We start from the raw sequence: 6,406 nt of genomic DNA on the forward strand, positions 1-6,406 counted from the left end.
AAAGGCCGGCGCCCTGCCACCGCATGGTGGGAGGGCGCCGGCCTTTTGTGCAGCGGGTTGTGTGCCTGCCGGCGGCTAGCGGCGCTTCTTCGGAGAGCGCTTCGCCGCGGCGTTGACGGCAGCCCGGGCCGCTGCGACGGGCGCGGCGTCTTCGGTCTCCGGTTCGGCCACGGTGCCGCGGGCCTTCGCGATGGCCTTCATGCCGTGGTAGATCACCAGGGCGGCCGCGGAGCCCAGGGCGATGCCGGTGAACTTGAGGTCGCCGATGGTCCAGGTGTAATCGGCGATGCCGACAATCAGGGCCACTGCGGCGGTGGTGAGGTTGATCGGGTTGGAGAAGTTGACCTTGTTCTGCACCCAGATCTTCACGCCCAGGACACCGATCATGCCGTAGAGCATGGTGGCTGCGCCGCCGAGCACGCCGGCCGGGACGGTCGCGATGAGTTCGCCGAACTTCGGCGAGAAGCTCAGCACGACGGCGAAGATGCCGGCCACCCAGTAGGCCGCCGTCGAATAGACCTTCGTTGCGGCCATGACGCCGATGTTTTCGGCGTAGGTGGTGGTACCGGATCCGCCGCCCAGGCCGGCGAGGACAGTCGCGGCGCCGTCGGCCATCAGAGCGCGGCCGGACACGCCGTCGAGGTTCTGCCCGGTCATGGCGGAGACCGACTTCACGTGGCCGATGTTCTCCGCCACCAGCACCAGCACCACCGGGACGAAGAGGCCGACGACGCCGAGGTGGAATTCGGGGGTCTGGAAGTGCGGGAGCCCGACCCAGGCGGCGGCGTCGACCTTGTCGAAGTTGATCTCGCCGCGGATCATCGCGACGAGGTAGCCCACCACGACGCCGACCAGGATGCTGAGGCGGCCAAGGATGCCGCGGAAGAAGACGCTGACCACGATGATCACCGCGAGGGTGACCAGGGCGGTGATGGGGGCGGCGTCGAAGTTGTTCTTGGCGGCGGGGGCCAAGTTCAGGCCGATCAGCCCCACGATGGCGCCGGTGACGATCGGCGGCATCAGCCGGTTGATCCAGCCCGCGCCGAACTTCTGCACAATGGCGCCGATGATGGCCAGCCCGACGCCGGCCAGCACCACGCCGCCCAGCGCGCCGGGAATCCCGTACTGCTGTTGGGAGGCCATGATCGGGGCGATGAACGCGAAGGAGGAGCCGAGGTAGCTGGGCACCCGGCCCTTGGTGATGACCAGGAACAGCAGGGTGCCGATGCCGGAAAAGAACAGCGTGGTGGCCGGCGGCATGCCGGTGATGATCGGCACCAGGAAAGTGGCGCCGAACATGGCGACAACGTGCTGCATGCCCACGCCGATTGTCAGGGGCCACGCGAGGCGCTCATCCGGCCTGACGACCTCGCCGGGGCGGATGGACTTGCCGCTTCCGTGGAGCTTCCATTTGGTGCCGAGCATGCTCATTGCAGCGAGCCTTTCAAGAATGTGTGGCGGGACCGGGAAGGAATCTTCCGGTGACACTTTACCGCGCCGGCCGGACGGCATTGGTGCCGGAAGCATCGATATAGTGGCGGTATGCCAGCCCTGACTGTTCCTTCTCTAGGTTTGCGCGCTGCCTGGCTTGAGGCCCACGCCGAGTGGGGGCCGGGTCTTCACGAGGATGGCTTCGGGCTGCTGCCGGACCATCCCCGGTGAGAGATCCACGCCTGTAACGTCGAGCCCCGCTTCGGCTAAGCGGACACTCAATCGTCCGGCGCCGCATCCGGCGTCGATCACTTTCCGTCCCGGGGCAGCGCGAATCCGCGCGCAGAAGTCGTTGATCATCGCCATATCGAGCGGCGCTTCAAAGCTGGTGTCCGGGAGCGCCTCTGAATAAGCCTCGGCCACCGTGTCATATGCGGTTCTTACGCCGGCCAGGTTCTCGGAGTTTCCCATTGCCCGAGCGTACCGACCCTGGGTCTTCCCGGCGGGCCGTCACTCTCCCAAAAACCGGCCGCGCCTGTCTGCTACGGCGTGTGGTCGGAATGGTCGCTGCTGCTGCCGCTGCCGCTGCCGGTGCTCGCCGCGTCCGCCACCCGGTACCGGACCGACATACCGGCGGTCAGATGGTCGTTGACGTGGCAATGAAAGAGCCAAGTACCCACGTCGTCGGGAACCATATCGGCCACCACCATGCTTGCCGGCAGCAGGCTCACGACGTCGGTGCGCATACCCAGCGCCGTCGCGGTGTTTCCGTGCCAGTGCGGTGTGTGCAGGTCCACCTCGGTACCCATGCCCATCAGGTACCAGCGGACCCGTTCGCCCTTTTTCATAGTCAGCGCATCTAACGGCAGATTGCCGTACACGTACCCGTTGATGGAGTGCATCAGATTGCTCTCGACGAACTCTTCATCAGCCGGCGCCACCGAACGCGGGTCGCCGGCGAAGCGGTCGATATTGCGCTTGAGGTACGGGCTGGCGTTTTCGTTACTGACTTTGAACTGGACAAAGAACTCGCGGTCCACATCGTTCGGGGTACCGTCCGCGCGGGCGGCGCCGGTCTTGGTGATGACCATCGGACCGACTAGGCCGGCGTAGTCGTCTCCGACTTCGTCCTTGTGCGAGTGGTACATCCACATCACGGAACTCCCGTCCATCGGCCCGGGACCGGCCCGGTCCGGCACCTTGTAGCTGTAAATGTAGGAGTGTCCCGGCGGTACGGCGTCGTCCCCATGGTCCGCCGCCCCGGTGCCGTCGTCGTACGGGGCGCCCTCGCTGGCCTTGTCGTAGAACACGCCGTGGACGTGCACGGAAGCCGGACGGTCGAGGTTGTTCTTGAAGACCACCTTGATGGTGTCGCCGACGACGCCCCGGATGACCGGGCCGAGCATGCCGAGATGCCGTTGGGCGGCGCTGCGCGGCTTGAGCTTGGTGAAGGACGCGTCCGTGTACTCCCGGTACAGCGCCTTCACATAGGTGGCGCCAATGCGCCGGGGGCCGCGCTGGGTGAAGACGGCCGCTGTTTTGTCGAAGGCTGCGCCCGTGACCTGGTTCATTCCGGACGGCGCATAGTTCCAGTCGACCTCGTCCGCCCCGATGTAATACGTCCGGGTCTGCGGAACGTACTGTCCCTTCGCGGACGTTGCCATCGCCGTGCAGCCTGCGAGGGCAACAACCGTCGCCAGTGCCGCGGCCATTGCGGCGTGCAGCGCAACCAGAATCCTTCGCGGCCAGAAGAGAGGGCCCCGGTGCACTTGCTCCATTGCCATGAGATGACTGCCCATTGGGTGGCCCACCTTCGAATCCATGCCGAGCGGAGAGACTTGAGCCTTAGGCTCTTAAGCGTAGGACGGAGGCCACAATAAGCGTAGGGCCGGGGCCGAGGATTTTCCTTGCGGGATACCCCTGACGGAGCGTGCTGCTTTCCCTCCGGACTCCGCCAGGACGCTGCTGCGGTTTCGGTCAGCGCCTGCAGGTGCCGGGCCGGGATCGGATCCTAGCTCCGTGCGGCGAGGAAGGCGTCTTCAGCGGCGTAGTCGGTGAGGTGGTCGAAGAACGGCTCCGCGGGGCCCGGCTGGTTGGCCGGGTTGGCGAGTAGCCAGTCGATTTCCGCAGTGACAGTTTGGGCGTAGGTTCCAACGGGCTGGTAGCCGAGAGCCGTGGACGCCTGCGTGTCGAGGATCAGCGGCGGAGTGAAGTTCCAAGGGTGCGCGCCGAGGTCCGGATGGGCGTCGGAATCGAGGAGGATTTCTTCCCACTCGTGGTCAAGGCGGTCCGCGATCGTGCGGGCGATGTCCAGACCGGTAGGGGCGTCGGGGTCCGCGCTGTTGAGGATCCGTTGGCCGGGGCGGGCTGCGATCGTTTCGACCAGGGCCGCTGTGTTGACGGCGGCTGTGGTGTGGTCGCCTCCGGCCCCTTTGGAAGCCAGGAACACCGCAGGCCGTCGGTCGAGGACCCGCTTGACGAACATCCATTCCCGCGGCCGGGCAGCTCCATCGCCGTGAACCTTCGAGGCGCGGATTACAGTCACGGGATAGCCGCTGTCCAGGAGGACGTGCTCGGCAGCGACCTTGTTGGCGCCGTATCCCTCGCGGGATTCGTAGTCACCGTTCCCCGGCTGCATGGTCGCTTGGTCTTCCCTGATAGGAAGCGGGAATCTTGGCGCGACGTCGGAATTCACGTGATTGCCGGCGTCGTCGATGTAGACGGCTTTGCTGGATAGCATGACCGCCGACCCGACCGCGGCCAGATGGGGGAGTAGCAGGCGGGCGTCCGCCGCCGTGTAACAGGCCGCGTCCACCAAGAGGTCCGCTCCGTTGCCCACGGTTCGTGCAAGGTCTGCGTCGTTCCTCCGGTCGGAGGACTCGAATGTGGCCCCCGCCTCGCGCAGCACTGCCGGCATCTTCGACGCGTCCCGGCCCGTGATTTCCACCTGCCAACCGGCATCCAGCAGGCGTCGCGCGATGGCCCGTCCCAACACACCTGTACCCCCAAGAATGACCGCTCGCTTCATCACGCCAACCCTAGCGGGCGATGACCACGAATCCTGCCATCAGATCCAGTGACGCGGCCCGTAACTGCGGCGCCGCTGTAGCCTGAGGTCCGATGACGAATTTGAAACTCCTTACGGCGTACGATCAGCAACTCCGCACCGATGCGGAGACCCCTAGTGCGGTCGCCGTCGAGCGTTTGGGCCCGCTGCGGCTGGTGACGTTCGCGGGCGGCCGCGGATTCGTGACCTATCAGGATCTGGCCGGAGCCGACGCGTCGAAGATCGCGCGGTGGGTGGCAGAAACGGTGGCGTTCTACCGCGCGGATCCGGAAATCGTGCGGGTCGAATGGAAAACCCGGGGCCACGACAATGCGCCCGGGCTGCACGAGGCGCTGCTCGAGAACGGGTTTGAGCCAGACGAGACAGAATCGGTCATGATCGGGGATGCCAGCGCGCTCGACGTCGACGTGGACCTGCCGCGCGGGGTGAGCCTGCGGCGGGTTACGGACGAAACGGACATCCGCGCCATGAGCGCCATGCAGGACGAAGTCTTCGGCAGCCCCGCCTCTGACGGAAACGCTGAAGCAATCCTGCGCCGAATGGCCCGCGGCGACGGGATGGAGCTGTGGGTCGCCGAGCACCAAGGCGTGATCGTCAGCGCCGGCCGCCTGGAACCGGTGCCGGACACCGACTTCGCCGGCATCTGGGGCGGCGCCACACGCGAGGAATGGCGCGGCCGGGGAATTTACCGAGCGCTCACCGCAGCCCGCGCGCGGGCGGCGATATCCCTCGGCAAGACGCTCATCCACAGCGACTCCACCGAATATTCACGTCCGATTTTGGAGCGCTACGGCCTGGTCCGGGTGTCCACGACGACGCCGTACCGCTGGCGCCGCTGAACGGCGAAGACGTCGGCGACCGCCATGGCAGACTGATTCCGTGACCCACGGACCGGACTATGCTGCGTACGCCGCCAGGATGCGCGGCCTGGCCGTCTCTGGTTGCGACCTCCAAGTCGACGCCCGGTTCGTTGACATGCTGAGTCCAAGGGGTGCCCGCATCCTGGATCTCGGCTGTGGGATCGGGTCGGCTGTCGGTGCCCTTCGAAACTGCGGCCATCTAGCCTACGGCGTTGATCCGACCGAAGCCGTTCTGGCTGTGGCCCGCGACCTTTTCGCCCCCGGATGGTTTCGGGGCATGAGCGCCGAAGACGTTTCTGCCGCCGCGCTGCGCGATCAGGGCCTGCCCGGAACCTACGACCTCGTACTCATGTCAGGAAACGTCCCGGCCTTCCTCACGGAAGACGGCCTTGCAGGGATCTTCGAGCAGCTCCCCTCCATCCTGGACCCGGGCGGTTCCCTCGTTGTCGGCACCTCCACGGCCGCCCGAGGTGGACCGGCGCAGCAAGATCTGGTGGCCACCGGCCCGGGTCTCACCCTGACGCACCGTTTTTCTGATTGGCATCTGAGCCCGTTCACCGCGGATTCGCCTTGGTCAGTGAGTGTCTATTCAAACTCCGGCCAACGCCGCACCGCCGCCGGCCCGGACGGGATCTTCGTCCTCGGCAGCTGACCTTTGCGCGCGAGTGGCCGCGCCGCCTGCCCGTTTCACCGCCGACGTCGGGTGCGTCGTTCAGCATCTGAAGTAGTGGTTTCTTCGGGGTGTTTGGTGTGGGTCGAGGTGGGGTGGCGGGATGAACCAGGGGATCCCGGCGCGGATCTGGATGGTCCATTGTTCTTTGTGAGTCAGGTGGTGATGGTGGGAGCAGAGGAGTGTTCCGTTGTCGGTGGATGTGGTGCCGCCTGTGGACCAGTAGTTGATGTGGTGGGCTTCGCACCAGGGTGCGGGGATGGTGCAGCCGGGGAAGGCGCAGCCCTGGTCGCGGGCGGTGATGGCTTTGCGGAGGTGGGGCGGGAAGATCCGGCTGGTGCGGCCGATGTCCAGGATCCGGCCCTGGGCTCCGAGCAG

At 66.2% G+C, this 6,406-nt stretch carries 7 protein-coding genes; 2 read left to right on the plus strand and 5 right to left on the minus strand.

Features of this window, described 5'->3' with window-relative positions:
• Positions 1 to 75 precede the first annotated feature (75 nt).
• From AC1DH3_RS14590 to AC1DH3_RS14605, 4 genes are all read right to left on the minus strand, one after another.
• Positions 76 to 1,431 carry a uracil-xanthine permease family protein gene (locus AC1DH3_RS14590; protein WP_476909619.1) on the minus strand — a complete coding sequence of 452 codons (1,356 nt, stop codon included), beginning with the start codon at positions 1,429 to 1,431 and terminating at the stop codon, positions 76 to 78.
• A gap of 135 nt (positions 1,432 to 1,566) precedes the next feature.
• Positions 1,567 to 1,902 (minus strand): methyltransferase domain-containing protein, encoded by a 336-nt coding sequence (locus AC1DH3_RS14595; protein ID WP_476893442.1) that lies wholly within the window; start codon positions 1,900 to 1,902, stop codon positions 1,567 to 1,569.
• Positions 1,903 to 1,973: 71 nt separating this feature from the next.
• A complete protein-coding gene (locus AC1DH3_RS14600; RefSeq protein ID WP_476893441.1) occupies positions 1,974 to 3,215 on the minus strand; it encodes a multicopper oxidase domain-containing protein in 1,242 nt (413 codons plus the stop codon).
• A gap of 227 nt (positions 3,216 to 3,442) precedes the next feature.
• Positions 3,443 to 4,459 (minus strand): NAD-dependent epimerase/dehydratase family protein, encoded by a 1,017-nt coding sequence (locus AC1DH3_RS14605; RefSeq protein ID WP_476909628.1) that lies wholly within the window; start codon positions 4,457 to 4,459, stop codon positions 3,443 to 3,445.
• Positions 4,460 to 4,551: 92 nt separating this feature from the next.
• Between AC1DH3_RS14605 and AC1DH3_RS14610 the strand changes: the two genes are divergently transcribed.
• Complete coding sequence (locus tag AC1DH3_RS14610; protein ID WP_441419066.1) at positions 4,552 to 5,337, plus strand: GNAT family N-acetyltransferase; 786 nt, start codon at positions 4,552 to 4,554, stop codon at positions 5,335 to 5,337.
• A gap of 136 nt (positions 5,338 to 5,473) precedes the next feature.
• Positions 5,474 to 6,010 carry a class I SAM-dependent methyltransferase gene (locus AC1DH3_RS14615; protein ID WP_476909629.1) on the plus strand — a complete coding sequence of 179 codons (537 nt, stop codon included), beginning with the start codon at positions 5,474 to 5,476 and terminating at the stop codon, positions 6,008 to 6,010.
• Between the two features lie 60 nt (positions 6,011 to 6,070).
• Here the strand turns inward: AC1DH3_RS14615 and AC1DH3_RS14620 are convergent.
• The coding region (locus AC1DH3_RS14620) for an HNH endonuclease signature motif containing protein (RefSeq protein ID WP_476909620.1) at positions 6,071 to 6,406 on the minus strand (336 nt) is incomplete at its 5' end.

The sequence above is a fragment of the Arthrobacter sp. 05L428 genome, assembly GCF_056397665.1.